The sequence below is a fragment of the Candidatus Dormiibacterota bacterium genome (assembly GCA_035544955.1).
Taxonomy (GTDB): domain Bacteria; phylum Chloroflexota; class Dormibacteria; order CF-121; family CF-121; genus CF-13.
Window position 1 is genome coordinate 113,329 of the sequence record DASZZN010000009.1, and the last position, 26,363, is coordinate 139,691.

Annotated in this window: 28 protein-coding genes and 2 tRNA genes; 18 read left to right on the plus strand and 12 right to left on the minus strand. The window is 65.2% G+C overall.

The window, feature by feature from the left end; translation table 11 throughout:
• Window positions 1–225 precede the first annotated feature (225 nt).
• Together VHK65_03015 and VHK65_03020 are read left to right on the plus strand one after the other, a co-directional pair.
• Window positions 226–1,485: an MFS transporter gene (locus tag VHK65_03015; protein HVS05120.1), complete on the plus strand. Its 1,260-nt coding sequence runs from the start codon at window positions 226–228 to the stop codon at window positions 1,483–1,485.
• Between the two features lie 175 nt (window positions 1,486–1,660).
• A complete protein-coding gene (locus tag VHK65_03020; GenBank protein HVS05121.1) occupies window positions 1,661–1,909 on the plus strand; it encodes a Flp family type IVb pilin in 249 nt (82 codons plus the stop codon).
• 28 nt (window positions 1,910–1,937) lie between these two features.
• Here VHK65_03020 and VHK65_03025 read toward each other — a convergent pair.
• Window positions 1,938–2,013 (minus strand) — tRNA-Ala (locus VHK65_03025).
• A 69-nt stretch (window positions 2,014–2,082) separates the two neighbouring features.
• On the opposite strand from VHK65_03025, the gene VHK65_03030 reads away from it, so the two are divergent.
• Window positions 2,083–3,291, plus strand: coding sequence for a hypothetical protein (locus tag VHK65_03030; protein ID HVS05122.1), 1,209 nt, complete (start codon window positions 2,083–2,085; stop codon window positions 3,289–3,291).
• On the opposite strand, the gene VHK65_03035 is transcribed toward VHK65_03030, so the two are convergent.
• The gene (locus VHK65_03035; GenBank protein ID HVS05123.1) at window positions 3,288–4,355 is read right to left on the minus strand and encodes a hypothetical protein; all 1,068 of its coding nucleotides are present in this window, start codon (window positions 4,353–4,355) and stop codon (window positions 3,288–3,290) included. The two genes, VHK65_03030 and VHK65_03035, sit on opposite strands and share 4 nt — an antisense overlap.
• Window positions 4,356–4,568: 213 nt before the next feature.
• On the opposite strand from VHK65_03035, the gene ftsH reads away from it, so the two are divergent.
• Genes ftsH through VHK65_03050 form a run of 3 tightly spaced genes read left to right on the plus strand, consistent with a single transcriptional unit; the run spans window position 4,569 to window position 9,484 of the window.
• Complete coding sequence (gene ftsH / locus VHK65_03040; protein HVS05124.1) at window positions 4,569–6,515, plus strand: ATP-dependent zinc metalloprotease FtsH; 1,947 nt, start codon at window positions 4,569–4,571, stop codon at window positions 6,513–6,515.
• 4 nt (window positions 6,516–6,519) lie between these two features.
• Window positions 6,520–8,946: an endopeptidase La gene (lon, locus tag VHK65_03045; protein ID HVS05125.1), complete on the plus strand. Its 2,427-nt coding sequence runs from the start codon at window positions 6,520–6,522 to the stop codon at window positions 8,944–8,946.
• 1 nt (window position 8,947) lies between these two features.
• Complete coding sequence (locus tag VHK65_03050; GenBank protein HVS05126.1) at window positions 8,948–9,484, plus strand: TlpA disulfide reductase family protein; 537 nt, start codon at window positions 8,948–8,950, stop codon at window positions 9,482–9,484.
• Here the strand turns inward: VHK65_03050 and VHK65_03055 are convergent.
• The gene (locus VHK65_03055; GenBank protein ID HVS05127.1) at window positions 9,450–9,545 is read right to left on the minus strand and encodes an AURKAIP1/COX24 domain-containing protein; all 96 of its coding nucleotides are present in this window, start codon (window positions 9,543–9,545) and stop codon (window positions 9,450–9,452) included. The two genes, VHK65_03050 and VHK65_03055, sit on opposite strands and share 35 nt — an antisense overlap.
• A gap of 90 nt (window positions 9,546–9,635) precedes the next feature.
• Here VHK65_03055 and VHK65_03060 point away from each other — a divergent pair, with 90 nt between their 5' ends.
• Entirely contained in the window at window positions 9,636–10,790 is a 1,155-nt protein-coding gene (locus tag VHK65_03060) for a thiolase family protein (protein ID HVS05128.1), read from the plus strand.
• Window positions 10,791–10,844: 54 nt separating this feature from the next.
• On the opposite strand, the gene VHK65_03065 is transcribed toward VHK65_03060, so the two are convergent.
• The 3 genes from VHK65_03065 to VHK65_03075 all read right to left on the minus strand — a co-directional run bounded on the left by VHK65_03065 (window position 10,845) and on the right by VHK65_03075 (window position 12,002).
• Window positions 10,845–11,156, minus strand: a complete 312-nt coding sequence (locus VHK65_03065) for a hypothetical protein (protein HVS05129.1) — start codon at window positions 11,154–11,156, stop codon at window positions 10,845–10,847.
• On the minus strand, window positions 11,138–11,425 hold the full coding sequence (locus VHK65_03070) for a TadE family protein (GenBank protein ID HVS05130.1): 288 nt from the start codon (window positions 11,423–11,425) through the stop codon (window positions 11,138–11,140). Before VHK65_03070 ends, VHK65_03065 begins: the two co-directional genes overlap by 19 nt.
• Window positions 11,426–11,510: 85 nt before the next feature.
• Complete coding sequence (locus VHK65_03075) at window positions 11,511–12,002, minus strand: HIT domain-containing protein (protein ID HVS05131.1); 492 nt, start codon at window positions 12,000–12,002, stop codon at window positions 11,511–11,513.
• Window positions 12,003–12,140: 138 nt separating this feature from the next.
• On the opposite strand from VHK65_03075, the gene VHK65_03080 reads away from it, so the two are divergent.
• From VHK65_03080 to VHK65_03095, 4 genes are all read left to right on the plus strand, one after another.
• Window positions 12,141–12,216: transfer RNA gene (locus VHK65_03080), tRNA-Ala, on the plus strand.
• A gap of 13 nt (window positions 12,217–12,229) precedes the next feature.
• Complete coding sequence (gene leuS / locus VHK65_03085; protein ID HVS05132.1) at window positions 12,230–14,689, plus strand: leucine--tRNA ligase; 2,460 nt, start codon at window positions 12,230–12,232, stop codon at window positions 14,687–14,689.
• Window positions 14,690–14,758: 69 nt separating this feature from the next.
• Window positions 14,759–15,334, plus strand: coding sequence for a ComEA family DNA-binding protein (locus VHK65_03090; GenBank protein HVS05133.1), 576 nt, complete (start codon window positions 14,759–14,761; stop codon window positions 15,332–15,334).
• Between the two features lie 101 nt (window positions 15,335–15,435).
• Entirely contained in the window at window positions 15,436–17,595 is a 2,160-nt protein-coding gene (locus VHK65_03095) for a ComEC/Rec2 family competence protein (GenBank protein HVS05134.1), read from the plus strand.
• A 9-nt stretch (window positions 17,596–17,604) separates the two neighbouring features.
• Here VHK65_03095 and VHK65_03100 read toward each other — a convergent pair whose 3' ends face one another.
• A complete protein-coding gene (locus tag VHK65_03100) occupies window positions 17,605–17,958 on the minus strand; it encodes a hypothetical protein (protein ID HVS05135.1) in 354 nt (117 codons plus the stop codon).
• A gap of 83 nt (window positions 17,959–18,041) precedes the next feature.
• On the minus strand, window positions 18,042–18,368 hold the full coding sequence (locus VHK65_03105) for an antibiotic biosynthesis monooxygenase (protein ID HVS05136.1): 327 nt from the start codon (window positions 18,366–18,368) through the stop codon (window positions 18,042–18,044).
• A 64-nt stretch (window positions 18,369–18,432) separates the two neighbouring features.
• On the opposite strand from VHK65_03105, the gene msrA reads away from it, so the two are divergent.
• On the plus strand, window positions 18,433–19,044 hold the full coding sequence (gene msrA / locus VHK65_03110; protein ID HVS05137.1) for a peptide-methionine (S)-S-oxide reductase MsrA: 612 nt from the start codon (window positions 18,433–18,435) through the stop codon (window positions 19,042–19,044).
• On the opposite strand, the gene VHK65_03115 is transcribed toward msrA, so the two are convergent.
• A complete protein-coding gene (locus VHK65_03115) occupies window positions 19,041–19,736 on the minus strand; it encodes a DNA-3-methyladenine glycosylase 2 family protein (GenBank protein ID HVS05138.1) in 696 nt (231 codons plus the stop codon). The genes msrA and VHK65_03115 overlap by 4 nt on opposite strands.
• A gap of 18 nt (window positions 19,737–19,754) precedes the next feature.
• Here VHK65_03115 and VHK65_03120 point away from each other — a divergent pair, with 18 nt between their 5' ends.
• Window positions 19,755–20,129, plus strand: coding sequence for a DUF2255 family protein (locus VHK65_03120; GenBank protein ID HVS05139.1), 375 nt, complete (start codon window positions 19,755–19,757; stop codon window positions 20,127–20,129).
• Between the two features lie 65 nt (window positions 20,130–20,194).
• Here VHK65_03120 and VHK65_03125 read toward each other — a convergent pair whose 3' ends face one another.
• Complete coding sequence (locus VHK65_03125) at window positions 20,195–20,407, minus strand: hypothetical protein (GenBank protein ID HVS05140.1); 213 nt, start codon at window positions 20,405–20,407, stop codon at window positions 20,195–20,197.
• Window positions 20,408–20,577: 170 nt separating this feature from the next.
• On the opposite strand from VHK65_03125, the gene VHK65_03130 reads away from it, so the two are divergent.
• From VHK65_03130 to VHK65_03150, 5 genes are all read left to right on the plus strand, one after another.
• Window positions 20,578–22,713: a cyclic nucleotide-binding domain-containing protein gene (locus tag VHK65_03130; protein HVS05141.1), complete on the plus strand. Its 2,136-nt coding sequence runs from the start codon at window positions 20,578–20,580 to the stop codon at window positions 22,711–22,713.
• Between the two features lie 59 nt (window positions 22,714–22,772).
• Window positions 22,773–22,964: a hypothetical protein gene (locus tag VHK65_03135; GenBank protein HVS05142.1), complete on the plus strand. Its 192-nt coding sequence runs from the start codon at window positions 22,773–22,775 to the stop codon at window positions 22,962–22,964.
• A gap of 78 nt (window positions 22,965–23,042) precedes the next feature.
• Window positions 23,043–23,498 carry an Os1348 family NHLP clan protein gene (locus VHK65_03140; protein HVS05143.1) on the plus strand — a complete coding sequence of 152 codons (456 nt, stop codon included), beginning with the start codon at window positions 23,043–23,045 and terminating at the stop codon, window positions 23,496–23,498.
• Between the two features lie 62 nt (window positions 23,499–23,560).
• The gene (locus tag VHK65_03145) at window positions 23,561–24,241 is read left to right on the plus strand and encodes a Crp/Fnr family transcriptional regulator (GenBank protein ID HVS05144.1); all 681 of its coding nucleotides are present in this window, start codon (window positions 23,561–23,563) and stop codon (window positions 24,239–24,241) included.
• Window positions 24,242–24,335: 94 nt separating this feature from the next.
• On the plus strand, window positions 24,336–24,950 hold the full coding sequence (locus tag VHK65_03150; GenBank protein HVS05145.1) for a hypothetical protein: 615 nt from the start codon (window positions 24,336–24,338) through the stop codon (window positions 24,948–24,950).
• On the opposite strand, the gene VHK65_03155 is transcribed toward VHK65_03150, so the two are convergent.
• On the minus strand, window positions 24,951–25,514 hold the full coding sequence (locus VHK65_03155; GenBank protein HVS05146.1) for an AAA family ATPase: 564 nt from the start codon (window positions 25,512–25,514) through the stop codon (window positions 24,951–24,953). It abuts the gene before it with no gap.
• A gap of 71 nt (window positions 25,515–25,585) precedes the next feature.
• Entirely contained in the window at window positions 25,586–26,263 is a 678-nt protein-coding gene (locus VHK65_03160; protein HVS05147.1) for a BON domain-containing protein, read from the minus strand.
• Window positions 26,264–26,363 lie beyond the last annotated feature (100 nt).

Genomic DNA, 26,363 nt, shown 5'->3' on the forward strand with positions numbered 1-26,363 from the left:
TGGTTGTGGAGTGGACGTCGTTGATTTCCGTAGTCGCGACCCCCTTAATGGCGCTTGCGGTGCGCCTACCCGGAGGCTACTGCCGGCCCGTTGCGGGATACGTTGCGGTACGGCGTCACGGGGCCGTATCGCCGGTGACAGGCCCATGACCCTGGAAAGCGGTCCGCGTTCCGGGCGTTGTCCGAATACGGGTCTTGCGGGACGGGGCCCGAAGAGAGGGACGGGTTGTTTCGGCCGAAGGTGTTATCGGGCGGGCTGGACCGGCGCGCCAACTGCATGGTGTTGGTTCACGGCGCCTACACGGCGGCCAACCTGCTCGCCGGGACGTTCCTCTCCATCTTTCTCTGGCGGGCGAGCCATGACCTGGCGCCGATCGCCGTCTACAGCGGCCTGAGCGCGCTCATGATTCCCGCGGCGTTCCTCGCCAATGGCCTGCTCTGGCGGGGCTTGGGCGCCGGCGCCTTGATCCGGTTGGGCCTCTTTGGCTGTGGCCTCTCCTACCTGGTGATCCTGATGTTGGGAAACGACGCCCCGCACTGGGTCGTCGTCCTGGGCCTCCTTCGGGGCGTGGCCGAAGGTTTCTACTGGTCCGGCTTCCACCTGGTCACCTACGACACGACCTCGGACCGGGACCGGGACCGCTACTTCGGCGCCCAGGCGACGGCCAGCTTGTTCCTGACCGCGACGCTCCCGCCGGCCGCCGGCGCGATCATCGTGGCGGGTACCCACGTGGGCGGGGCCTACCGCGGCTACCAGCTGGTCTTCGCGCTGTCCACCGTGGTGCTGATGGCGGCCATGGTGCTGGCCGGGCAATTGCCCTCGTCGGCGAGGCCGCGGCTGTCGCTCCGCCGGGTCGCCACCCTGGCGCGCCGCAACCCCGACTGGCGCTGGGTGACCCGCGCGCGGCTCGCGGACGGCTTCACCGGGAGCCTGGTCGGGCTGGTACTGACGATCTTGATGTTTCTCGTGCTCAAGAACGAGCAGCAGGTCGGCAACTTCAACGGCTTGATGGGACTGCTGGGTGTCGGCATCAGCCTGGGGCTGGCGGCGTTCATGAAGCCGCGGCACCGGATTGCCTGCGCCCTGGTCGGCGGCGCGCTGCTGGTGCTCTCGACCTTCTTGTTGCCGCTGTATCTGACCGCCTGGGCGATCGTTGGATTCGGGTTACTGCGCGCCATCGGTGGCCCGCTGCACGGCAACGCGCTCGCGCCCGTGGCGCTGCAGGTGATCGACCGCGATCCGACGCCACAGTTGATGCGCTACGACTACATCGTTCACCAGGAGCTGTGCCTGGGGATCGGGCGCGTGCTCAGCATCGGCTGTTTCCTGTTGCTGGCCGCGCCCATGAACCAGATGCTGCTGGCCCGCATCGTCGTCGCCGTCGCCGGCGCCGCCCCGATCCTGATCTGGGCCTCCTTTGCCCGTATCCCCCGGTTGCCGCCTGCCACGGATGCCGAAAACCGAGTGCTTCCGGCCGCGGCGTGACCGAGGACCGATAGGGGGCAAACCGTTAGGTCGCTCGTAAGGTCGACCCGGTAACGACGCGGGCACAAGTCGAGGGGAGTCGAAGGGCTGGGCGCCCTCGTAATGCCTACCGAAACGGCTTAGCGCGTTTAGTGAGGTAGCGGGGCACCCACGCGTGGTGACCGGAGCACAAACAATGAACCAGTTGTTGCGCAAAAAGGCGACCCGTAAGGGCCAGTCGATGGTCGAGTACGCGATCATCCTGGTTCTGGTCGCCTGCGTCTGCATCGCTGTGATCGCCACCACTGGCAACCAGGTCGTGCTCACCTTCCAGGACATCGAGGAGACGCTCCTGAACCCAAGCGACCCCGGCGCGGCCGCGGTCTACACCTGCCCCGACGGAACCCCGGCCGTGCTGCACGGTCACAAGTACCACTGCCAGTAGCTCGACCTGGGTGGTAGAGCTGTGTGGATGGTGGAGCGAAAGAGACTCGAACTCTCGACCTCCGCAATGCGAGTGCGGCGCTCTGCCAGCTGAGCTATCGCCCCGCGGAATTATAGGACCGGGCCCAACCAGCTATTCATAACCATCGAGCCGACGATCGCGTTAAGGGCGTCGTGACGCTTCGCATGGCGGCCGTCATTGCGCTGGCCCTCGCCAACGTCGCGTGCGGGAGCATGGCTCAAACGCCGACGACGAAGCCCACGCCAACGCCTTCGGCAAGCGCATCGACGGGAACATCCTCGACTGCCTCGCCGACGACCAGTACCTCGGCAGGAAGGATGCCATCGCTCGGCATACTGGTCGCCTTTTCCAATGGCACCGGTCCGCAGAGCGCGGGCTACGATCTGACGCTGGTCGCCGCCGACGGCAAAGTGTCAGCCAAGGTGCATGCGGCGGTCCGATCGTTTATCCATACGCCAGGCAACGGACCGGGCGCGGCGGCGTACGACCTGCCGGAGGTCAGCCCGTCGAGTTCCCGCGTCTATTACCTCGATGGCGACCGCGATGTTCGCTACATCCGCCCAAATGGATCCGGCGGTTTGGCCGCCCGGTTGCCCGGTACCACCATCGCCCACGCGACCTTTGCGGTGTCGCCGGATGATCGACGGATTGCGGTGTCGATCCTGGATTACGCCTCGTCTCCCCCGACGCTGCGTCTCTATGTCGAGGACCTCGGAGGCGGAAATCACGCCGAGATCTTCTCGTCCAAAAGTGCTTGGGTCTGGCCGGTCGGCTGGCATCAGGGCAAGCTAGTCCTGGCGGCGACCAGCTCTCCACCTTTCACCCAGCAAGGCATTTCCTGGAATCCATACAGCGCCCCGGAATATCACCTCGTCAACGCCGCTGATGCCACGCGGCTCGCGACCATGGGCAGCGGTGAGGTCCCGAGTGGCTGTCAGCCGGTCGGGGCGCTGACGGCGGCCGGAACCGCTTGCTATCAGCGGACCGCCACTGCCGGGGGAGCCGGCTACTTCACCACGATCGACTGGACTGGAAAACTCGGATCACGGCGAGTGATGACCGACACCGAGGGGATGGCCGCGGTCTCTCCGAGTGGCGGCTCCGTCGCCGGCTGCTGCGATCCTGGCGGAACAGCGTGGATTGACGGTGGCGGCGGCAGGTTCTCGAGCCAGCTGCACGGCTCCCCGCAGGATTGGCCGTGCTTCATCGACGACGCGAACATCCTCTTTGGGTTCCTCTATCCGGCGCCCGGCCAGCACCCCCAGATCGTGAATGCCCGGAGGAACATGGACGGCATGGTGCCGATTCTGGTGCCGGCAAGCGGGTTCTGCGCTGGGGTCTTCCCGGCGGCGCTCGATTAGAAGTTCGAGCTGGTGGCGGGCCAGACCGAAACCGGGCTGTCAACGATGCTCGGCGACTCGCTATGGTCGGACAGGTCGTAGACGAGTGGCTGGTTCCCGCCCGATCCGCAGGGACCGGGGCTTTCCGACTTGAACCACAGCTGTCTCGCGTTGAGAAACGCCGGCAGCGTCCGATTCCCATTTCCAATCTGGAGAGGGCGACTGGCCGGTGGCAGGTCGAGCAGCGACACGGTATGGAGATCGTTCTTCTCCTGCACGGCAAATGCAACATGCAGCCCATCCGATGAGATCGTCGGGTAGTCCCACGAGACGCCCGGAAGAAAATTCTGCGGGCCGCTTGCTGATGTCCAGTTCCAGATGTTCGCATCCTTGCGGTAATAGAGCGTTTCCGACGTGGATGACCAAACCGCAAACGCTGGTTGGGCGCCGCTCGACCAGGGACGCGAGTCCGGTGCGAGGCGAAGGGCGACTTTGTCGCCTTCCAGGACGAGCAGGCTGTTCAGGTTCGGGATGGGCTGGTCGAGGATGAAGAGATGCTTCCCCGATCGTGAATAGCCGGCAATCTTTGAATCATCGGGGCCGCCGCAGCGACCACCGTGGGGATTCGGCAGCGACGCGACCACCTTATCGCCGGTATGGGTTGTCAGGTGGATCTGGTCGGTGTTGGCCGCGAGGTCGGCGCTCAGCCAGGCGACGGTGCCAAGGTCCGGTGCGATCGCCAAGAAGGTCGCGACCTGAGTTCCCGGTAACTGGAACCAGTGGATGCGAACTTGCGGGAGATCAACAACCGCGTAGAGATTGGAGCCACTCGGGACAATGACGTGCTGGGCGTCAATCAGCACGAGCCCGTACTGGGTCTTTCCAAACGAACAGGCCGTCACCGGCTGGGCGATGTCCGCATAGTCGCGGAGGACGGTCGTCCCGCCGTGCAGCTGGACAATGGCGACGGAGTCGGAGACACCGATCGACCGGCTGCAGGTAATCCCCAGACCGACGGCCGGCGGCTGGGCCGGAGGTAGCAGGTCGAATACGGCCGTAGTGCTTGATACGCTCGGAACTGGCATGGCGGAGCCGCTCGTCCGGGGCGGACTCGTACTCGCTGGGGGTCCGCCACAGGCGGTCAGGCTCAACACCACTAGGAGGGCCACAAAGCGGGTCACTGGATGTAGGTGCAACGGGGCTTGCCCGGCGGGAGTTACTGGCCGACCGCGTTGACCGAAGGCTTTGCCTGATCGAATTTGTTTCATTCTCATGAGGCGCAGATAGACTAGCCCTATATGGCGCTCAGGCCCGACCAGAAGCCACCCGCGCAGACCCCGAAAAGCCCCCGTCCGACGGGATCCTGGCTTCGTCTTGCCCTCCTCGGCGGTCTCGGCCTGTACTTCGTGATCCTGCTGTCCCCCGTGCTCAGCCGCCTCGGCGGGCCGGCCCGGGTCGACCTCAGCTACTCGCAGCTGATCGCGGAGATCGATAGCGGCAAGGTGGCCGACATCACGATCCAGGGCCAGAGCGCGCAGGGTGACCTGAAGGAGACCTTCACCAACAACGGGGTCACCAACACCCAGTTCACGGCGACCCTGCCGGACAACGTCGCCTTGCCCGACTCGTCCTTCTTCGCAGCTCTAAAGAGCAACGGCGTCGCGACCACGCTCAAGCCCGATACGGGCGGCCTCGGCAGCACGCTGCTGTATTTCCTGCCGTTCATCGCCCTGATCGCGATCTGGATCTGGTTCATGCGACGGAGCGGTCAAGCGGCGCAGGGCATTTTCAGCTTTGGCCGCAGCCGCGCCCGCCTCCAGGATCCGGCCACCCCCAAGACGACGTTCCACGACGTGGCTGGGGTGGAGCAGGCGCAGTTCGAGTTGCAAGAGATGGTTGATTTCTTGCGCGACCCGCAGAAGTTCCAAAAGCTCGGCGGCCGCATGCCCAAGGGCGTCTTGCTGATCGGCCCGCCGGGGACCGGGAAGACGCTGCTCGCGCGTGCCATCGCCGGTGAGGCGGGCGTGCCCTTCTTCAGCATCTCGGCCTCGGAGTTCGTCGAGATGTTCGTCGGCGTCGGCGCGTCCCGCGTCCGCAGCCTCTTCGAAGACGCCAAGAAGCACTCGCCCTCGGTGATCTTCGTCGACGAGCTCGATGCCGTCGGTCGCCAGCGCGGCGCCGGCCTCGGCGGCGGCAACGACGAGCGGGAGCAGACGCTGAACCAGTTACTGGTCGAAATGGACGGCTTCGACCAGCGCGAAGCGGTCGTCGTCGTCGCTGCCTCGAACCGCGCCGACGTTCTCGATCCGGCCCTGCTTCGGCCCGGCCGGTTTGACCGGCGCGTGGTTGTCGACCGGCCCGATCGTCGCGGCCGCGCCGCCATCTTGAAAGTGCACACGCGCAGCGTGCCCCTGGCCTCGGACGTCGACCTGGAGATCATCGCCCGCTCGACACCAGGCCTGGTCGGAGCCGACCTCGCCAACCTTGTCAACGAGGCGGCGCTGCACGCGTCGCGCACCAGCAAGACGAGCGTCGCCATGGAAGACTTCGAAGAGTCATTCGATCGCGTGGTCCTCGGGTCGGAGCGAAAGATTTATCTGAGCGAGGCGGAGCGTCGCGTGATTGCGTACCACGAGTCGGGCCACGCCCTGGTCGCCTGGTATCAGCCCCAGTCAGATCCGGTCCACAAGATCACGATCGTCCCGCGCGGCATGGCGCTCGGCGTCACCCAATCGATCCCGACGGACGATCGGCACAACCTGTCCGAGGAGTATCTCGAGGCACGCATTGCGATGGCCCTGGGCGGACGCGCCGCCGAACAGCTGGGACTCGGATCGATCACGACCGGCGCGCAGAACGACCTGGAGACAGCTACCGAACTGGCGCGGCACATGGTCATCAGCTGGGGCATGAGCAAGAAGATGGGGCTGTTTTCATTCGACGATTCGCCGCAGGCCGTGTTCCTCGGCCGCGAGCTGGCCGGCAGCCCGCACATCAGTCAGCGGACGGCGGGGATCATCGACGAGGAAGTGACCCGTCTGCTCCAAGAGGGCTACGACGCGGCGGAGACCATCCTGACCGCAAACCGGGCCAAGCTGGACACGCTGGCCGCGGCCCTCATGCAAGAGGAAGTCCTCGACGAAGACCAGATCGCGCGGCTGATCGGGCCGCGCGCCCTCGAAGGGGGCATTGCGTCGCCCAAGGCCTGGAAAGCTGCCGTCAACGACGCCGGCGAGCAGGTCTGAGGCCATGGCGCAAAAGATCGCTGACCCTCCCGCACAAGACGCGCCGCCGCCAGACAAATCGCTGCGGCGGCTCCCGCTCGTGCCCCTGCGCGACGACGTCGTCTTTCCCAAGCTGATCGTGCCCCTTTCCGTGGGCCGCCGGACGTCGATTGCGGCGATCACGGCCGCGATGGACAAGGACAAGCAGGTGCTGCTGGTCGCGCAGAAGGACCCACAGGTCGACGACACGGTCGAGCAAGACCTGTACCCCATCGGCACGATTGCGGAAATCAACGGCATGCGACAGACGCCTGCCGGTGTCCAGATGCTGGTCGCCGGCGCCCAGCGGGCGCGCATCGTCCGCTACGTGCAGTTCAAGCCGTTCATCGAAGTCGAGATCGAAGTCCTGGTCGACCAGGTGGGTGAGGGCCTCGAGATGGAGGCCCACATGCGTTCCGTCAAGAGTCTCTACGAGAAGTACGTTGAGTCTGGCGCGGGGGTCGCCCCCGAGGTGGCAGCCACGGTGTCGAAAACGGATGATCCCGTTTATCTCGCCGACCTGGTGTCGGCGGCCCCGGACCAGACGCTCGAGCAAAAGCAGCACATGCTGGAGACGCCCAACGTGCTCGAGCGGCTGAGACTTCTGGCGTTGTTTCTCAGCAAGCAGGTCGAGATCCTCGAGCTCAAAGCGAAGATCCAAAACGAAGTCCAGAGCACGATCGGCAAGCTCCAGCGGGATCAGATCCTGCGCGAGCAACTCAAGGCCATTCGCAAAGAGCTCGGCGAAGACGAAGAGGGCGCCGAGCTGCATGGCCTGCGCGAAAAGATCGAGGCCGCCGGGATGCCGGACGCCGTGAAGGAGCGCGGCCTCAAGGAGATCGACCGGATGCAGAGCATTCCGGCGGCCTCCCCCGAGGTCGGCATTATTCGAACGTACGTCGACTGGCTGATCGCCCTGCCCTGGGGGCCACCGCCTGGCGAGACGTGGGATATCAAGGTGGCCGCGAAAGTCCTCGACGAGGATCACTATGGCGTCGAAAAAATCAAAGAACGGATCCTGGAATACATGGCGGTCCGCCAGCGCTCGCAGAGCCTGCGGTCGCCGATCCTCTGTTTTGTCGGCCCGCCTGGCGTTGGCAAGACCAGCCTGGGTAAGTCGATTGCCCGGGCCCTCGGCCGCAAGTTCGTGAGGCTCTCGCTTGGCGGCATCCACGATGAAGCCGAGATCCGCGGCCATCGGCGAACCTACATCGGCGCCATGCCAGGGCGGATTCTGCAACAGATGAAAGTCGCCGGCGCGCGCAACCCGGTGTTCATGCTGGATGAAGTCGATAAGGTCGGCGCCGACTGGCGCGGCGATCCCTCGTCAGCGCTGCTCGAAGTGCTCGATCCCGAACAAAACAAAGACTTCTCGGATCACTATCTCGAAGTCCCCTATGACCTGTCCCAGGTGCTGTTCATCACGACGGCCAACGTCGTCGACACGATCATCGCCCCGCTTCGTGACCGCATGGAGATCATCCGGCTTCCCGGGTACACGGAAGACGAAAAGATGCATATCGCCCAGCAGTTCCTCGTGCCGCGCCAGCTGCGCGAGCACGGCCTGACGGACGAGAACCTGGAAGTGCCCGAGCCGACCCTGCGCTTATTGATTCGCGAGTACACGCACGAAGCCGGGGTACGGAACCTGGACCGCGAGATCGCCAACATCGCCCGTAAGATTCCTCGTCGCATCGCCGAGGGCCAAACCGAAAAAGTCCTCGTCGAGCCGGGTGACGTGATGGGCTACCTGGGGCCGCCGCGCTTCGAGTTCGGCGTCGCCGAGCTGGAAGATCAGGTCGGTGCCGTCACCGGTGTGGCCGTCAACGAATATGGTGGAGATGTCATGACGGTCGAGGCGATCTTGATGCAAGGGCGTGGTGAGTTCGCACTGACGGGGCAGATCGGCAAGGTCATGGAGGAGTCGGCGCGTGCTGCCGTCAGCTACGCGCGGTCGCACGCGCTCGAGCTTGGGTTGAAGCCCGGCTTCTTCGAGGATCATTTCTTCCACATCCATGTGCCGGCCGGCGCCATCCCCAAGGATGGTCCCTCGGCGGGCATCACGATGGCGACGGCCGTTGTGTCGGCGCTCACCGGCCGGCCCGTCCGCCGCGAGGTGGCGATGACCGGCGAGATCACGCTACGCGGCAAAGTGCTGCCCATCGGCGGGCTCAAAGAGAAGCTGCTGGCCGCGCATCGGGCCGGCATCAAGATCTTCATCCTGCCTGAGAAAAATCGCAAAGACCTCCACGAAGTGCCCGAAGAAGTCAAGAACTCGATGGAGCTCGTTTTGGTCAAGCACGTCGACGAGGTGCTGGACAAGGCGCTGCTGCCGGCAGCCACGCGGCCGCCGACACCCGGCCTTGGGTTCCGGCGACCGCTCGCCGACTCCCAGCCTGGCACGGTCAACTAGCTTGCTGGGCCGCTGGCCCTGGTTGGTGATGTTGTTACTGCTGGCCGGATGCAGCCTGCAGCCCGACGTCTCGCAGGCGGCGCCCAACGGCCGGGTGGGCGCGGCGGCACCGAGCCTTTCCGGCCAGGCGCTGGATGGAACGGCGCTGACTGTCGACTTCAAGGCGTCGAGCACGGTTCTGGTGTTCTGGGCCGCCTGGTGCGGGCCCTGTCGGAAGGAGCAGCCGGGGTTGAACACGCTGGCCGCGCGATACGCCGGCCAGGGCATCAAGTTCTACGGCGTCGACATGCTGGACCACGACCGGGCGCTCGCCCGCGCCTTTGTTGCCGAATTCAACGTCCCGTATCCCAGCCTCTATGACGACTCTGGGAGCCTGACGGCGGCATACGAAGTTGACTCGCCGCCGTCGTTCGTGCTGGTTGACCGTGGTGGCATCGTCGTCGCTCGCTATCCGGGGGAGGCCTCGCAGGCGCAGCTGGCGAACTTAATCGATCAGAAGCTGGCTACTTCGTCCGGCGCTGCCACCGCGTCGCCTTGAGCATCTTCTTGTGCTTGTGTTTGCGCATTTTCTTCCTGCGCTTCTTGATTACCGAGCCCAATCGGCCCGCCCAGTGAAAGCTCGCATGTGCCGGAACATTGTAAGGGAACTTGGGGTTTAGACTAGTGCAGGGCAGCGAAGCTCAGCAACCATGACTGAAGCCGTAATCGTTGACGCGGTCCGCACGGCCATCGGCCGGCGCAGCGGCAAGCTGAGCCCGGTCCGGCCGGACGATCTGCTGGCGCTTACCCTCCGGGAGCTGGTCACCCGTGCTGGGGTGGACCCAGCGCTGGTGGACGACGTCATCGCCGGCTGCGTGACCCAAACCGGCGAGCAGGGCATGAATATCGCCCGCGCCGCGGCCTTGATCGCGGGTTTCCCGATCGAAGTCCCGGGGACGACGGTGAATCGCTTCTGTGGCTCCGGCCAGCAAGCGGTAAACTTCGCCGCCCAGGGCGTCCTGTCCGGTGCCCAGGACATCGTCATCGGCGCCGGCGTCGAAAACATGTCGCGGGTGCCCATGGGTTCCGACGCGTTCGGCCCAGGCGAGGGCCCGGTGAGCCCCAAGCTCATGGATCTCTACGAGATCATCCCGCAGGGGAATTCCGCCGAAATGATCGCCAAGAAGTGGGGCTTCTCGCGAGAGCAACTCGACGAGTTTGCCCTTCAGAGTCACGTCAAGGCCGGCCAGGCGATCCAGGAAGGCCGGTTCACGCGCGAGATCTTCCCGGTCCAGGTCAGGCAGAACGGCAGCAGCTATGAATTTGCCGTAGACGAGGGCGTGCGGATCCCACCGTCGAGAGAAAAAATGGCGCAGTTGAAGCCGTCGTTCCAGGAGGACGGCGTCGTGACCGCCGGCAACTCCAGCCAGATCAGCGACGGCGCCGCGGCGGTGCTGATCATGACAAGAGAAAAGGCCAAGGAGCTCGGACTCAAGCCGCGGGCGCGCATCGTGGCGCAGGCGATCGTGGGCTCAGAGCCGACGATCATGCTGACCGGTCCCATCCCCGCAACCCAGAAAGTCCTCAAGAAGGCGGGGTTGCAGCTGAAGGATATCGACCTGTTCGAAGTCAACGAGGCCTTTGCCCCGGTCGTGCTGGCATGGCAGCACGAGACCGGCGCCGACATGGAGAAAGTCAACTACAACGGCGGCGCGATTGCCCTGGGACATCCCCTGGGGGCCAGCGGCGCGCGGCTCATCACGACGCTCCTGCACGAACTGGAGCGGCAGGATGCCCGATACGGGCTGAGCACGATGTGCATCGGCTACGGAATGGGCATCGCCACGGTCGTGGAACGCCTCTAACGCTCGCATCGCACTAAAGCGCGGCTCGCGTGGGCCGGCGGGCCCGGAGAGGCTCTAGCTCGTCTGATCGCGCCGATCGGGAAAGGTGATCGGCTGGCTCTGTCGGCGACGTTCGACGACACCGCTGAGCACGAAGAGGAAGATCACCTGCACGAGAAAGTAGAGCGCGACGATCAGGTCGATCACGGTGGTCAGGCTCCCGCCCGTTTCGCGCATGTTGCCCACTGCGAGACCGAAGAAGAGGAACGAGCATAAGTACGTAATCAGCGCGATGGCGTAGATCGCGTTTTTCCAGATCTGTCGGTTGGCCAGCAGCCGGTTGAGCCCGCGCGGAGCGGCCTCGTAGCTCAATTGTCTTGTCTGCATTTCCATTTGTGGCCTCTCAGCTCACTGTGCTGCCCGGACTCACACGAGCCGGCGCCCGGCGTAACGCCCGGGCTGAGGATGGTTGTCCCGTCGGGCGCGAGCGTGGAGGTATCGGTGAGGTGGTTGAACTCGTAAGTGACGTCGTTGAAGGCACCCTGGAGCTGGGCGCCCGCCAGGATGACAACGGCGAATGTGATGGTGGCCAGCAAGACCATGAGAAATGCATATTCGATTAGCGCCTGGCCAGACTGTCTCCGCCGTCTCTTCATGACTTAGAACGACGGTAGCACCGGTTTCCAGCCGAACCATCCGCCGTTCGGACCTAATTGAGGCGCGCGCAACTAACGGTTGCCGTTACGACAGTCGATCGAAGCCGGCACGCAGCTGCTGATAGCTGACCGTAAGGCTTTCGTTAAGGAGTTTTGTGTCGGCGACGATGGGCATGAAGTTCGTGTCGCCGTCCCACCGTGGCACCACGTGCTGATGAACATGGTCGGCGACGCCCGCCCCGGCCGTCTTGCCGGCGTTGATGCCGAGGTTGAAGCCCTGCGGCGAAAGCACCTGCCGCAACACACGAAGTGCGCGTTGCGTCAACGCCATCACCTCGTTCGCGGTGGCAGCCGGCAGGTCTTCGATACTCGCAAGATGCGCGTTGGGCGCAATCATCAGATGTCCGTTGTTGTACGGGTAGCGATTCAGGATCGCCAGGGCCAGCTCGCCGCGGGCGACCACTAGAAGCTCGGCATCGTGCGATCCATCGGCGGCGGCCGCCTCGCAGAAGAAGCAGCCCAAGGGTTTGGGCCCCTTGATGAACTCCATTCGCCAGGGCGCCCACAGGTGCTGCATCGTCTGCATCATAGGGCGCGTTCTCCCGGATTTTGCGACGACAGTTACACAAAAACGTGTATACTACTGGGGTGGCGTTTGCGAGCGCTGCTCTCGATCCGAAGAGTTCGCTAAACTTGACCCTCGACCCGCGCATGTGGGGCCGTGGCGCAGCTGGGAGCGCGATTGCATGGCATGCAATAGGTCACGAGTTCGAATCTCGTCGGCTCCACCACTCCTTTACTGACATGGCCAGAACTGTCACTCCCGTCTACGATCCGCAGGCGATCGAGCCCAAGTGGCGCGAGGCCTGGAAGAAGGCAGGCCTCTTTCGGGTCACCGAGGACTCGAGCAAGGCGAAGTTCTACAACCTGGTCATGTTCCCCTACCCCTCAGGGCCGTTGCACATGGGGCACTTCCGAAACTATGTGATCGGCGACGCCTTTGCCCGCTACAAAGTCATGCGCGGCTTCAATGTGCTGAACCCGTTTGGTTGGGACGCGTTTGGTCTCCCTGCGGAGAACGCCGCCATCCAGAGCGGCATCCCGCCGAGGGTGTCGATCGAAGGCAACATTGCCATCTCCAAGCACGAGCTCGAGATCATGGGCGTCCTCTATGCCTGGGAGCGCGAGGTCACCACCTGCAACGAGGACTACTACCGCTGGACCCAGTGGCTCTTCCTGAAATTCATGGAGATGGGCATCGCCTACAAGCAAAAGGCGTGGGTCAACTGGTGTCCGAAGGACAACACCGTGCTCGCCAATGAGCAGATCGTCAACGGCGTCTGTTGGCGCTGCGGGACCAAGCCGACGAAGATCGAGCTGGAGCAGTGGTTCTTCCGAATCACCGCCTTTGCGCAGCGATTACTCGACGACTTGAGTAAGCTCGATCGCTGGCCGGAGCGCGTCAAGGTGATGCAGGCCAACTGGATCGGGCGTAGCGAAGGCGCCGACCTGGACTTTGCCGTCGAGGGCAACGGCAGGCTCCAGGTCTTCACCACTCGGCCGGACACGGTCTTTGGCGCAACCTTCATGGTCATTGCCCCCGAGCATGAGCTCGTTCGGAAGATCGTCACGCCGGAGCAGCGCGCCGCCGTCGACGCGTACATCGAGCGCACCAAGGCGGAGACCGAGATCGAGCGCCTCTCGACGGAGCATGAAAAGACGGGGGTCTTTACTGGCGCCGATGCCATCAACCCGTTTACCAACGAGCGCATCCCGATCTGGATCGCGGACTATGTCCTCGCCACTTATGGCACGGGCGCGATCATGGGCGTCCCCGCCCACGACGCGCGGGACTTCGAGTTCGCCAGGAAATATCAGCTGCCGATTCGTGAAGTCATCAGCGCGACGCCGAAGCCGTCCGCCAGGGCACTGGAGGCCGCGTTCGAGACCTACGACGGCTTCCTGGTCAACTCCGGCCCGTATAGCGGCCTGCGCGTGAAAGACGGCACGACGAAGATCATCGCCGAGGCTGAACGTCGTGGCATCGGCAAAGGGACCGTCATCTACCGGTTGCGCGATTGGTTGGTCTCGCGCCAGCGCTACTGGGGTGTGCCGATCCCCATCATCTATTGTCCGGATCACGGCATCGTCACGGTGCCCTACGACCAGCTGCCGGTGCGGCTACCCGAGAACGTCGCGTTTCGATCCGACGGTCAGAATCCGCTGTTGCACACGCCGTCGTTCGTCAACACCACCTGCCCGAAATGCGGCAAGCCGTCGCGCCGCGAGACCGACACCATGGACACCTTCGTCGACTCATCCTGGTACTTCCTGCGCTATGCCGACCCCAACAACGACGCGCTGCCCTTCGACAAGCGCAAGGCAGACCACTGGATGCCGGTCGAGCAGTACACCGGTGGCATCGAACACGCCATCCTGCACCTGCTCTACTCGCGGTTTTTCATGAAGGCGCTCTTTGACGCGGGGATGGTGTCGGTGGACGAGCCGTTCATGGCGCTCTTCACCCAGGGGATGATCCATCGCAACGGCGCCGTGATGTCCAAGTCCAAGGGCAACGGCATCACGCCCGACTACATCGTCGAGAACTACGGGGCCGACACCGGGCGCGTGTACGAGCTCTTCATCGGCCCGCCCGACCAGGACGCGGAGTGGAACGATCGTGGCGTCGATGGCGTGGCGCGTTTCCTGAATCGCGTCTGGCGGCTGGTGCTCGGCGAGGAAGACGAGGTCGTGGCCGGCGCTCCCGCTGTCTCGTCGCGTGACCTGATGCGAAAACTGCACGAGACGATCGACAAGGTGACGCATGACGTCGACGCGTTTCATTTCAACACGGCGATCTCGGCCTTGATGGAGCTGGCCAACCGGATGCAGGACTACCTGCAGGGCGGTGGGCAGCGGGACGATGCCTGGGAGGCCACCGCCCTCGGCATGACCCGCTTGCTGGGGCCGTTTGCGCCGCACCTGTCCGAGGAGCTCTGGCAGCGGCAGGGAGGAGAGGGGCTGCTCGTCTTTCAGCCCTGGCCCGAGGTGGACGCGTCGCTGCTCCGCCGGCCGCAGGTCACGATCGTCGTCCAGGTCGATGGTCGGCTTCGCGACCGGATCGAGATGCCGGCCGGCGCCGCCCAGGCCGATGCACAGGAGCGGGCACTGCGAAGCGCCAACGTCGCGCGTGCGCTGAACGGCCGGCGGCTCGCGCGCGCCGTCTACGTTCCCGACCGGCTGATCAACCTGGTCACCGAGTAGGTCGACAACCCTGATGACGATCGAGGCGTCCGCGTGCGCGTCAGATTAGGTCTAGGCAAGCAGACAAATATGTGGCGAGCGGCGGGCCGCGGCTGGCTCTACCGGCATGACTGGCAGGTGGCCGCTGCGCTGGCGGTCGCGATCCTCGGCGCCGTTGGCTTCATGCTCTGGCCGCGGCCGCTCCCCGTGGCGGTGGCGCCCACCGCCATCTCGGCGAACGACGTCGAGGCGGCCCAGGAAAAGACGGTCATCGTCTACGTCACGGGCGCCGTCCGCAACCCTGGCCTCTACACGCTGGTGGCAACGCTGCGCGTCAGTGACGCGATCGTCGCCGCAGGCGGGCTCACGGAAAACGCCGACCCTGCGTGCCAGCCCAACCTGGCAGCCCATCTCAAAGATTCCATGCAGGTCGTGGTGCCGCCGGCCGGTCATTGCGCCAAGGCAAAGAAGGCCAAGCTGGATATCAACACGGCGACGCGGGAGCAGCTGCTTCAGGTGCCAGGAATGGATGCGGCGCTCGCCGACGCGATCATCAGGTTCCGGCAAGACTACGGCAGCTTCACCGCGCTGACGGAGCTCAAGTCGGCGATGGGACTGGACGCCGCCACCTATAAGCAACTGGCCAAGATCCTGATGGTGAACTGAGGCCCCCACCCCGGCCCTCCCCCGCAAGCGGGGGAGGGAGGTCCGGAAATTCGCCCGCAAAAAGGGAGGGAGGTCGATGGCCCTGGTGGGGCCTGGCCGCGGTGCTGACTGGGTGGACCGTCGGCGTCATGGCGGCCGTGCTACTCAGCCCGCTGCGCGTGTGGTTGGCGCTGGCGGCCGGACTTGCCGGCGCCGTGGCTCTGATCGATCGCCGCCTCGCACTGCTGGCCGGCCTGTCCCTAGCGGCGTTCCTGATGGGCGCGGGCCGCGCTACTCTCGCGCCAACGGTCGCGCTTCCCGCTGAGTTCGCCGGGCAGACCGTTTCCGTTTCCGGAATCGTCGATGACGATCCGGTCGAGCGCAAAGCCAGCCGTCGACTGGTCGTGCGCCTGGATCACGTGCTTACCGGCGCGGGACAAACACCGGCTGGCTGGCGGATCGAGGCCATCGTCTACGGCATGACACCGGTGAGCTACGGAGACGTGGTGCTGCTCAGTGGCGAGATCCAGGTGCCGCCCCGCTTCGAGCAGTTCGATTACCGCGCCTACCTGGCCGAGCAGGGCATCGCCGGCGTCATGCCGTCAGCGCGACTGGTCCGCGTGACATCGCACGGCGGCGACGCGCTGCACGCCGGGCTGCTCGCGATTCGGCATGCGGTGATCGATGCCGTGGATCGAGCGCTGCCAGAACCGCAGGCCGCGCTGCTGCTGGGCGTGGTCTTCGGCTACCGTGCCGCGCTACCTCCGGTCCTACAGCAGCAGATGATCGCCAGCGGACTGATTCACATCGTCGTGATTTCCGGGCTGAAAGTCAGCTTGCTCGCGCGGATCGTGCATCAGACCCTTGGTCGCGTCGCGCCGCGAGCGGCGCCGTTGATCGCGGTCGGGGCGATGTCCGCCTATGCGCTCCTGGCCGGAGCGTCAGCGGCGGCCTTGCGCGCGGCCGCTATGGGGATCCTGGTCGTCATCGCGGGCCGGCTGCGCCGCGACAGCCATGTGTTTGTGTCATTGGCGTTTACAGCGGCCGTGATGCTCGCCTTGAAGCCGGCACTCGCCGCCGATGTCAGTTTTCAACTGTCGTTTGCCGGCACCATTGGGATCGCGGCCATGACGGATCGGATCGCGGCCCGGCTCGCCTGGATCCCACCCGTGCTGCGCGATCCGTTCGCGGCGACCATCGCCGCCGAGGCCGCAACCTGGCCGCTGATGCTCGCCAACTTTCATCAGCTGTCGCTCATTGGCCCGGTGGCCAACGCACTTGTCCTGCCGCTGCTCCCCGCGGTGATGATGGTTGGCGGCGCCGGCGCGTTGCTCGGCAGCCTCCTGGCGGCGGCGGGCTGGCCGCTGTTGCAGGCGGCCGGGTTGATCACCAGCTGGTACGGGGTGGTGATCGAGAGCCTGGGCAGCCTTCCGATCGCCGCGATCACCATGCCGTACTTTCCGGGACGCTGGCTCGCCGCGGCCATGGTCGTCAATGGCGGTGCGCTCGCCGGCGTGAAGCTGCGTCAGTTCTTCTGGCGACAGCGAGTCTGGGCCGTGCTGGGTGCCGCCGGCATCGCGACCGTGGCCCTGCTGCTGATCCGCCCCGACGGACGCGTGCATGTCTACGCGCTCGACGTCGGGACCGGGTCGGCCGTCCTGGTGCGAACCGCGAACGGCCACCAGCTGCTGATCGACGCCGGGCCTGATGCGGACAAGCTCGCCCAGGCCATGGGACGCGCGCTGCCACCAACGGCGAGGACGATCGACACCTGGCTGATCACCGGGGGCCGGCGCGTGAATCTTGCGGCGGCGGCCGCGGTATTGGGCCGCTTCCAGATCGGCTCGATGGTTATCGCCGACCCGGATCCCTGGAGCGCGACGCTTCGCGCCCTCGTGCAGCAGGCGCAGTCTTCCGGCATCCCGGTTGTCTCTGGGAACCAGCCGGTCGCTTTCGACGGGGTGACGATGAGTCTGGCCAGTGATGGACGCAGCTGGCTGATTGCCGACGGGCAGGCGCTCCTCGCGGTGGTGCCGCCCGAAACGAGCTGGTCATCGTTGCCGGCCGGCGTCGGTGGCGCGATCTTTACCAGTGGTGGACCGGCCGTCTGGCAGGGACCCGGTCAGGGATTCAGTGTCATCCAAGTTTCATCGAGCAGTCGTGACGGCCTCCCCGTGCGCGCCTTCCTGCGCGCCTTGACGGGCGCGGCTCTGTATCGCACTGACCGCGTTGGCACCGTCGAGCTAATCGAAACCGGAGGTGCGTTCAGCGCAGCACCGTAGCCGCTCGACTCAGATCGGATCCGGCGGCGTGAACTTCTTGGCGATGTCGGGAAAATCCTCGAGCTTCCACGCGAGCTTCCCCGTTCTGAGGTCGTTCACTACGCTCTCGACCCATTTCAGCTCGGCTGCCGTGACGGTGCGGACGTACTCCGTCTCGAGGAGGAACAGACGCGGCGGACCGGACTCATTGTGAAGCTCTCGATCGAGTTCCCCGATGCTTTCCAGGAGAAGCCACGCTCGTCTGTCGAGTGCGGAGAGCGCCTCGCGGGGCGTCAGCCCAAAGACGAAGGAGAGGGCCGCGGGAAACTCCGGGAACTCGTTGCGCGGGGTGATCAGCATCTCGGTGAGCCACTCGCGGCCCACCGGAGTCCGTCCTCGGTCAGTCGAAGTCTTCGCCTGGTATGTCGCGCTCGGCTGGATCGCCTTCCGGTCGAAGCCAGCCGCAGCTAGCGCGTCGAGGCTGCGAGCGCAACCGTGAAGTGCGTGGCGCGATCGTCGAAGCGATTCAGAAGGTCGCGGACGACCGGCTCGACGACGGCGTGCTCGTAGTCGTCACCGGCGAACGCCTTGACGGCGTCGATCGAGTCCCAGATCGTCGCGACGACAAGCTCGGTTTCGTTTCGGCCTGGTCGGGTCAGCACCCTGGCGTCGACAAAGCCATCCATGGTGCGTAAATGCGGCAGCACGGAGCTTGGGAAATGCTCATCGCAGTAGCGATCGACACCGGCCTGGGTCCCGTATCCCTTCCAGACGCGAACGATCTGACCGGCCATCGTCGACCTCCTGAGTTTCAATTCCACTGGGTCACCCGTCGCCACAAAGAACTAAAGTAAATCAATGGCACGCGTATCACCGGAACAATTCGCGGATCCCGTCGTCGACGCCGCGCTCGCTGACAAAGCCGGCCAGGGCCGGGCGATCCTGGCGGGCGGCTGTTTCTGGTGTGTCGAGGCCGTTTATAAGAACCTCGAGGGGGTCTCCTCGGTGAAGTCCGGCTACGCGGGTGGCACCAAAGAGACGGCGGACTACGAGACCGTCTCGAGTGGCACCACCGACCATGCCGAGTCCGTCGAGGTCGTGTATGACCCCAGCCGGATCAGCTATGGCCAGATCCTGAAAGTCTTCTTTGCCATCGCGCACGATCCGACACAGCTCAATCGTCAGGGGCCCGACACCGGGCGCCAGTATCGATCGGCGATCTTCTACACGGACAGCGAACAACAGCGCGTCGCTCAGGCCTATATCGACCAGTTGAACAAGGCCCATGTCTTTGATCAGCCGATCGTCACCGAGGTCGTGCCGCTGGAGGCCTTCTACCAAGCCGAGACCTACCACCAGGACTATGCGGCGCGCAACCCGTTGAACCCGTACATCGTTTTCAACGCGCAGCCCAAAGTGCGAAAGCTGCGCTCGTACCAGGAAGCGAAAGAAAAGATCGGCAAGCGCTAGTCGGCGGTCCGACGCGAGGGGCTTCGCCTGGTCGGGCGGCTCTGCCTCACCGGCTTCGCCGCCTTAGCGGGTTTCGGCGCTTGCCGGGTCGATGCCCAAAGGTACAGGCTCGCCAGGCTGCGGTTCGGTCGCCATTTCTCGCCGATCGCATCGACCTCGCCTGGCGTGGGCAGGTGGTCCAGCCGGCAGAGGCGCTGAACCGCGGACCGAATCCCGAGGTCGCCAATCGGGAGAACGTCGGGTCGCTCGAGGTTGATCAGCAGAAACATATCCGCCGTCCAACGCCCGAGCCCGCGGCTGGCCGTGATCTGGGCGCGCACCTCGTCATCGGAAAGCCTGTCCAGGTGGTCGACCTGGAGCTCGCCCGAAATGATGTGCTCGGCCAGCGACCGAAGGTACTCAACTTTCCGCTGAGACAGCCCGACGCTTTTGAGATCGCTGGGGTCCAGCGCCAGCAGCTCCGCGGGGGACGGCATTCGGTCACCGAAGCGCTCGGTGAGCCGGCCGGCGATGGCGCGGGCCGCGAATCCCGAGATCTGCTGGCCGATGATCGAATAGACGAGCACGCTGAAGGGATTGCCGAGCGGCCGCGCACGGCGCCAGGCCGTGGCATCGACAGGTTCCGTCGCCTCGATGAGGCGCGCCATCTTCGGGTCGCTGGCCTTCAGCGCAGCCAGTGGCTTGTCCGTCACAGTCGATACGATAGCCGCATGCGGGCGACATCGACGGATCTACTTCGAAGGCTCGCGGAAAGTGACGAGATCGAGATCGAGACGCGCCGCGACTCTAAATCACCAGTGCATCGGACGACGATCTGGATCGTGCCGACTAGCAGGGGCGTCTATATCCGGTCCGTCTACGTGAAGGGACGCTGGTATCAGGAGGCGCTGGCGAATCGAAACGTCACAATCCGGGTCGGCCGGCGCAAAGTGGCGGCCCGAGTCCAGCGCGTGAGCGACGGTTCGCTGATTCGTGCCGTCAATGCCGGCATCCGTGAGAAATACGGCGAGCGCTGGCCCAACGATGCCCGATCGTTCGTGCGGCTCTCGAGACGGCACACCACCCTGCGCCTTACCCCGCAGTAGCGAAACGGCTGGCCGCGTCAGTCGCTAGCTCCGGATCTGACGCGGCCCCTCACCGTCGATCGGCGCTAGCTCGCGGGCGCCGCCTCATGGATCGCGGGCGCCGCGAGTCGGGGCGCAGCGCGGCGCCAGAAGCGCGCGACGTTTATCGTGAAGAGCGCGCGACGGGCGGCCCTCCGCTCCCTCAGCACCTCATTGACCTGGTGAATCCGTTCCGCGTCGCGAAGCATGTCGCTCATTCTCGCCTGGCTCATCATGTCCAGTTGATTCATCCCGTACATCTCAGTCCTCCAGCAGCGTTTTCTCGACGGCAGCAGCATATGACTCGGGCCGTTGCGGAGAGATGTCGCCCGTCACCACCGAGCTGTGTCGTTTGACACTGTCCCTTGACGGTGGGTGACCTGAGGGTCATCATCGGCCGGTAGGCGGCGGAGCATCGGGGGAGGAGACAATGGCGTCAGTCTGGGACCAAGTCTCGGAAGCTGTGTCGGTCGCGAGCTACCGGCCGCGGCTGCGTGGGGATTTGACCTGGGCGCGCCTCAAGAGCCGGCGTGGCGCCCCGTACACCATACTGGCGGACCGGCCGCGGCTCTACTTGCGATTAGGTCCGCACGACGACTTTCTGGCCAGCCGCATGGACGGGAGCCGCCGGGTTTCTGATCTCGTCATCGAGTATTTCCGCCGCTTCGGCCGGTTCGGTTTCGACCGGATTGCCACCCTGGTGGCCGACCTGCGGCATGCCGGATTTCTGGTGGATCCCCCGTCCGATGTCTACCAGACACTCAAGGGCCGGCTGCAACCCGAAGCGCCGCCGAAGCGGGGTGGTCGATGGGAGGGTACGGCGTTGCGCCTCCGCCTGCCACTCCGCGGGATCGATCCGGTCGTTGGGCGGCTGCACGACCGCCTCCGATGGATTTTCACCCGACCGGCGCTGGCGCTGACAGTAGCGATCGCCGTCAGCGGGTTGGTCGCGTTCGTCGCCGAGATCCGGGCCGGCCATGATCCCTTTGCGCCGATCGCCAACTCGGGTGTCGCCGGCTTGATCGGATTGGTGCTCGCCTTCTACGTCGTCGTCTTCGTCCACGAGACCGCCCATGCCGCGACCGCCAAGCACTTCGGACGGCGAGTGGATGAAGGCGGCTTCATGCTCTACTACTTCATTCCGGCCTTCTACGTCAATGTCACCGACGCCTGGCTGGAGCCCTGGTACCGCCGCGTCGCCATCTTCTGGGCCGGGCCGTACTCCGGCTTCGTCCTTGCCGGGCTGTGCTCGCTGCTGGTCGCGTTCGTCCCGGGACCGGCCCTGGTGATGACCGTCCTCTTCAAGATCGCGGTCGCCGCCTACATCAACAATCTGGTGAACCTGATGCCGCTGCTCTTGCTGGACGGCTACTGGATCCTCGAAGAGTGGGTTGAAACCCCCGGCCTTCGGCAGAAAGCGCTGAATTTCGTCCGCGGTCCGCTCTGGCATCGGCTGCTCGACCGCAAGCGCCTGAACCGGAGGGAGGCGTTCTACGCGGTCTTCGGTTCCCTCTGTGCTGTCTACTCGTTCTTATCCATCTATCTGGCCTTCTTCTGGTGGGGACGCCGGTTGAGACCGATCTTGCGCCCGCTCTGGGCCACGCCCGGCCTGCTGGCGAAGCTGGTGCTGGTCGTCGTCATTGCCGTGGTCGCGGTTCCCCTCGGTATCCGGCTGGGACGGCAGCTCTGGCGCTACCAGCGGGCGATCAGGCAGGCACCGGCGGCGGCCCGGCAAGCGCTCCAGGCCCTTCGGGTGCGGGACCGGCTCCGGCTCCTGCAGGGCCTCGGCTTTCTGCGAACGCTGCCGGCCGCGTCCATGGAACGCCTCGCAAAGGCGGCCGGCATCCGCGATGTGGCAGAGGGCGGCACGATCGTGCGCCAGGGCGAGCGCGGTGACGAGTTCTTTGTTATCGCCCAGGGTGAGGCCGTGGTCCTGGTGCGCGAGGCGGGCGACGATACCATGGTCGAACGAAAGGGAGCCGGCGACTTCTTCGGCGAGCGGGCTCTCCTTGGCAGTGGCATCCGCCAGGCAAGCGTCAAAGCCGTGACGCCCATGAGGCTGCTGGTTTTCGAGCAGCGAGCCTTCTGGAACGAGCTGGGCGGCGTCGTCGCCTGGGAAAGCCAGGTGCGCAAAGCCCTGCAGGAGCGGGAGCGCTTACGGGCGGTTCCTCTGTTCAGTGAGGCGACACCCCGCCAGCTGGACCTGCTGGCCGTCAAGCTCGTGGTTCACGGCTTTCATCATGGCGACACGGTAATGCGGCAAGGCGATTCGGGCGACGCCTTCTACATCATTCGCGAGGGCCAGGTCGACGTCCTTGCCCGGGCGAACGGACGGTCGCGGCGTATCTCCGTGCTCGGTCCCGGCGACTATTTCGGTGAGATTGCCCTGCTTCGCGACCAGCCGAGGACAGCGACAATCCGTGCGAAGAGCGACGGGTCGGCCTGGAGGTTGGAGCGTCAAGACTTTCGCGACCTGCTGGGTCGGTACCTCGAACTCGACGCGCAACTCGCCGGCATCGCGGATGCCCGGGTCCCACGCGGCCATTCGGTGGCAGGTGCTGCCTGATGCAATGCTGGATCTGCGCGGCCCCCGCGAATGGAACCTGCCGGTTCTGCGGACGAGCGGTGTGCCGGCAGGACGCCAAGCTGCAGGCGTTTGTCCTCGAGGTCTACCCGGCGGACGGGACACTGTACGGCCTCGCGGTCGAGGACGCGCTGTTTTGCGGCGTCTGCAAGCCGAGGGCCGAGCCGGTTCGCATGGAGTTTCTCGATGGGCGCCCGCCCGAGGCTGTGTCAAACGACACAGGCAAAGAGTGACTCACGACGCCGCCGAGGCGACGCCCCTCGTGCATCCTTAGCGCGTTCGTCGCATAATCCCGAAAAGGAGGTGAACACATGAGCGAAGAGGCCCTCGAGGAGGTATTGCGGAAAGCATCGAGCGATGCCCAGTTCCGGAGCCGCTTGCAGACCGACCTGGAAGGCGCCGTTCGCGGATTCGACCTGAGCGCAGCGGAGAAGCAGCAGTTGCGAACCGGAGCCGGCGACCAGGCCGTTCGAGCCGGTGCGGTACCGGAACAGCAGGCCGCGTCCCGGGTTAGCAACAGCGCGCAGGCCCTGAACAGCGCGCAGGCCCTGGGCAGCGCGCAGGCCCTGAACAGCGCGGAGGCCCTGAACAGCGCGGAAGCCCTGAACAGCGCGGAAGCCCTGAACAGTGCGGAAGCCCTGAACAGTGCCGAAGCCCTGAACAGTGCGGAAGCCCTGAACAGTGCCGAAGCCCTGAACAGTGCGGAAGCCCTGAACAGCGCGGAAGCCCTGAACAGTACCGAGGTACTGAGTAGAGCGGCGGAGTAGAGAAGGATCGTGGGGAGGGTGGTCCACGGGACTGCCCTCCGTCGACGCCATATCATTTCGCCATGGACCTGGTCGCGGTCCTGGCTGACTCCACCCTGTTCAGCGGCATGCCGCGGCAGGATGTCGAGGCGCTTGCGCCCGCCGCAACGTCGCGCACCTTCCGGAAGGGCAGCTACATCTTTCGAGAAGGTGACGTCGGAAATGCCCTGTATGTCATCCGGCGTGGGCAGGTCAAGATTTCGCGGATGGGTCGAGGTGGGGAAGAGGCGGTCTACGCCATCCTCGTGCCGGGCGACTCCTTCGGCGAGATCGCGCTCCTGTCGGACGATGCGGCTCGGACGGCCGACGCCCAGGCAATGGAACTCACCGAATGCGTCAGCGTGGCCAAGGACCCCCTTCTCGCGTTTCTGGACCAGTATCCGGCGTTGAGCCGGCACCTGATGCGGGCGCTTGCCCGGTACGTGCAGCAGGTCGACGAGAGCCTGGCCGAGATCGCGTTCCTGGATATCGGCGGGCGCGTCGCGCGAAAGCTCCTCGACCTGGGTCAATCCCATGGACGCAAGACACCGGACGGCATCCGCATCGATCTGCGGCTCTCGCAGCGCACCCTGGCTTCGATGGTCTCGGCCAGTCGGGAAAACGTGAATCGCGCCCTGCAGCGCTTCGTGGCCCATGGCGACATCAAGCAGGATGGCGGGCTCATCACGATCTTGAGGCCCGAGGGACTCCGCAAGCGAGCCTAGCGACCAAACGCACGTTCGAAAATTGCTATGGGCCCGTAAGCGAGCTGGACCTCCGCCGTTGTAGAAGGCGACTACCCCGCAAGGAGGACGAATCGTGCGAACAAAGACGATCATTCTGGGGGCGATCGCGGCCCTCGCCCTGGCAACGCTGACGGCCAACGCCGGGAATCGGGCGACCCATCAGGTGCAGGGCAGCCTTGTGAGCCTGGTCGCCGCGGCGACGACCGTGACGAAAACCGATCGCGACCTCGCTTCGGCTGCCGAAAAGACGGCGACCCCCGAGGGAAGCACCGAGGCGGTTCAGAAATCGGTGGTGGCCGCCAAGCCTGCGCCCAAGATCACGGTCTCGACTGACTGCCAGAACGCGATCAACAATCTGAAGGCGCTGCGTCAGGCGGACGCCGCCGAAGACAAGGCGGAACGAGCCGCCGCCCAGCAGCCGGCGAGTGCCGTCGAAGCGGATAAAGCCGAAGACGCGGCGGACAAGTGGCAGTGGCGAGCCGCCCTATTGGCCGCCCGTACCGCGTGCGTCCCGCAACCCAGCGCGGCCTGCCAGGCGGCGATCGCTGCCCTGCAAGCCCTCAAGGGCAACGGCATTGAGGATGTGGGCGAATTGAGCGATCTGCGCAATGTCAACTGGCCGGCCCAGTTGGCCGGCCTGCGCACCGCCATCGGCACGGTAGCCACCGCCTGCGGCGAACGCGATTAGTTAGTCGTCACGAGAAAGGGCCCGGGCCGCCGGGCCTTTTTCTATTTGTACCGCGACGCGATTGACCTCGGCATCGCTTCGCAGGACATGGACAACATGGAAGCCTTCCAGGTCCAATCGGTCGAGGCTCTGCCGCAGCTCATCGTGTTGCCGCCGGATGGTACCGGCGCGGACGCGGCGCTGTCGTGCCGCGTTCCTTTCCAGGCACAGGTCGAGCGGCAAGTCGAAGGCAATCGCGACCGAAGGGCGGCCGTGCTTGCGCGCCCGGCCGACGAGCTCACCCCGCCGCATCCAGTCGAGGTTTGTGGCGTCGACCACCGCCAGGGCGCCCGCCTCGAGCCGCGCGTCAACCCAGCGATCGAGCCGCTTGAAGGCGGCATCCGTTGCCCGTTGGTCGGCCTCATCACCGGCGAGAAGGCCGCGCAGCCGATCGGATGAGATGACCGCACTGGCATCGAAGCGCCGCGCGGCGAAGGCCGATTTCCCCGATCCAGACGGACCGATCAGCAGGACGAGGGCTCCGGCCGGGATCCGGATCGGCAGATCCGCCGTTCCGGTGCCCACCAATGGAGTGTAGACATGCATGAAAAAAAGCGGCCGGCCGGGGGGACCGACCGCTCAACTCGCTCTCGAATCTAGCCGGCGTTCTCGCGCGCTCGCGCCGTATTGGGGGCCGGAGTGCCGTCGACGTGGAGCAGGTTCTCGACCCCGACGACGCCCGGGACTTTCAACACGGCCTTCTCCACGCTCGCAATCTGGAACGCGTTCTCGACCTGGCCGCGGATCGTCACGACGCCCGACTCGACGTCGAGGGTGATCTGACCCTTCGGCAGGTCGCCGTTACGAAAGACTTCACTCTCCACGCGGTCCCGCAAGGTGAGGTCGTCGGCCGGGCGCGGGCCAGATCGCAGGCTCACCATCCTCTGGGGAAACGCGGCAGCGTTCGAGCCGGTCCGCGCTCCCAGCTGGTTGAGCGCCCGCCACCCTCTACGAAGTCGCGCACCGGACCAATCGACGAATTGCGTCCGTCGGGCGCGTCCGTGCTGCGGATCAAAAAAGTAGACGGCGACCGCGCCGGCGGCGGCCCCGGCCAGGACGGCCAGCCGCGACGGACCGCCACGCCCCGACACGCGGCGGCTCGCCGCGCGGGTCTGCTTGCGAATTTGCGTATTCAGCGATTCCTCCGCCGTGGCGGCGAGCTCGCGGGCCGCATTTCCGGCGCCGCTCGTCAGTTCTTTCGCGGCCCGGCCGACCCGGTCGGCGACCTCGTCGCGTACCTGCTTCAGATCGACCTGCTTCAAATCAAGCATCATTGCGTTACTCCTTCGGTCGTCCTTTCGGCCGACCTCGTTCCTGGTGGCCCGACCAGGGTGGTCTGAATCGATGAACGTCAGCCCTAAATTGTAGCATAAT